This is a genomic window from Algoriphagus aquimarinus (assembly GCF_007997215.1).
GTDB lineage: Bacteria > Bacteroidota > Bacteroidia > Cytophagales > Cyclobacteriaceae > Algoriphagus > Algoriphagus aquimarinus_A.
Genome location: NZ_VORW01000044.1, coordinates 1 through 1,854, shown reverse-complemented (window position 1 = coordinate 1,854; position 1,854 = coordinate 1). Strand labels below are relative to the sequence as shown.

Annotated in this window: 2 protein-coding genes; both read left to right on the top strand. The window is 46.4% G+C overall.

What is annotated here, in order from left to right; all coding sequences use genetic code 11:
- The first annotated feature begins 185 nt into the window (after positions 1-185).
- On the top strand, positions 186-461 hold the full coding sequence (locus ESV85_RS22070) for a hypothetical protein (RefSeq protein ID WP_146921509.1): 276 nt from the start codon (positions 186-188) through the stop codon (positions 459-461).
- Positions 462-493: 32 nt separating this feature from the next.
- Entirely contained in the window at positions 494-1,774 is a 1,281-nt protein-coding gene (gene ltrA / locus ESV85_RS22065; protein ID WP_146921507.1) for a group II intron reverse transcriptase/maturase, read from the top strand.
- Positions 1,775-1,854 lie beyond the last annotated feature (80 nt).

The window sequence follows — 1,854 nt, the reverse complement described above, 5'->3', positions numbered from 1 at the left end:
TGTGTGTGCCTTGAATGGTGAATATAGACCAAAAAGATGGTCGTTCCAACGGGTGAAAGTCCCTTAAGCGCGGGAGTCGTTACCCGAAGCCAAGCAAGTGGCAAGGTGGTTTACCGCGAGGTATGCACTGAAGTAAGCCAGACTGCGGTGTCTGTACTGACGAACAGGAACCACATACCGAGGCTATGAGGTGGGATGAGGTAACACATGCTGCTGAAGTCCAAAATCCTGACCAATCAGGAATCATCACCAAAATAGTAGATGTGGCAGCGATAGGCACAAGGATATTCGTCTTACCGAGGGAGATCTCTGGACGTCTGGAACGTCCAAGAGAAGTCAGCCGAGGTCATAGTAGTTATCGGGAACGAGCTGTAAATACTACAGAGGTCTCACTGGATAATGAAGGACTGAACATTGAATCGCGTCCTAATTCGGATAGGAATGCTGAAAATTCAGTATAGCCTATTCTTAAGCGGACAAGGAGAACAAAGTAATGATAGAGAAAGTACTACAAGCCAAAAACCTTTATAAAGCCTACCGCCAAGTGGTAGGAAACAAAGGTGCATCGGGAGTGGATGGTATGCAGGTGACCGAATTAAAGTCGTTTATAGACCAACACCGGACAGCTGTATTAACCGACATCCTGAGAAGAAGGTACGTGCCACAAGCTATCAGAGGGGTGGAAATCCCCAAGAGTAACGGGAAAACCAGATTACTCGGAATCCCATGTGTAGTGGACAGATGGCTTCAACAGGCGGTTAGCCAGCAATTAGCTTGTCGATTCGAACTAAACTTCGAAGATGAGAGCTATGGTTTTCGGCCTGGAAAGAATCTGCACGGGGCAGTAACACAAGCACTGAAAAGCATCAATGATGGTTATCAGGATATTGTTGACATTGACCTGAAAGGATTCTTTGATGAGGTACAACACTACAAGCTACTCCAGTTAATCTACAACAGAGTAAAATGCCCAACAACCTTGTGGCTGATCCGAAAGTGGCTTAGATCACCGATCCAGATCAACGGAAAACTGCACAGACGCAGAAAAGGAATGCCACAGGGAAGTCCCCTGAGTCCATTGCTGTCCAATATATTGTTGGACGAACTGGATAAGTATCTCAAAAGTAAAGGGTTGAAATTCGTTCGCTATGCCGATGACTTCAGTATCTATACCCAGTCAAAAGCAGCCGCCCAAAAAGTAGGTAATGAAGTCTATCTGTTCCTGAAGAACAAACTGGACTTGCCTATCAACAGGGAGAAAAGCGGAATCCGAAGACCCTCCGACTTTGAGCTTCTGGGTCACGGCTTCGTGCCAACCTACAAAAAGGGAGAAAAGGGCAAATACCAACTGGTAGTGAAGAAGCAGAGCTGGGAAAGCCTGAAACGTAAGCTCAAAGGTATCACCAAGAAAACCTTGCCATACAGCTTTGAAGAGCGACTTCAAAAACTAAGAGAGGTATGGATGGGCTGGGTAAACAACTACCGATTGGCCAGTATTCAGGCCAAGCTCAAACAACTCGATGAGTGGTTGAGGAACCGACTCAGATATTGCATCTGGCATGACTGGAAGAAACCTGAGCGCAAACGTAAAAATCTAATCAGACTGGGAGTGGATCAAAACCATGCTTATGCGTGGAGTAGGGCCAGAAAAGGAGGATGGGCCGTAGCTCAAAGTCCTATACTGGGAACAACAATTACACTCTCTAGACTGAGAAGAAAAGGCTATCTAAGTATGTTGGACTATTACTCTAAATCAAAGCCTGAGATTCAGTGAACCGCCGTATACGAGACCCGTACGTACGGTGGTGTGAGAGGCGCACCGTGGGCTTATAGCTCACGGCCGTCTACTCGATT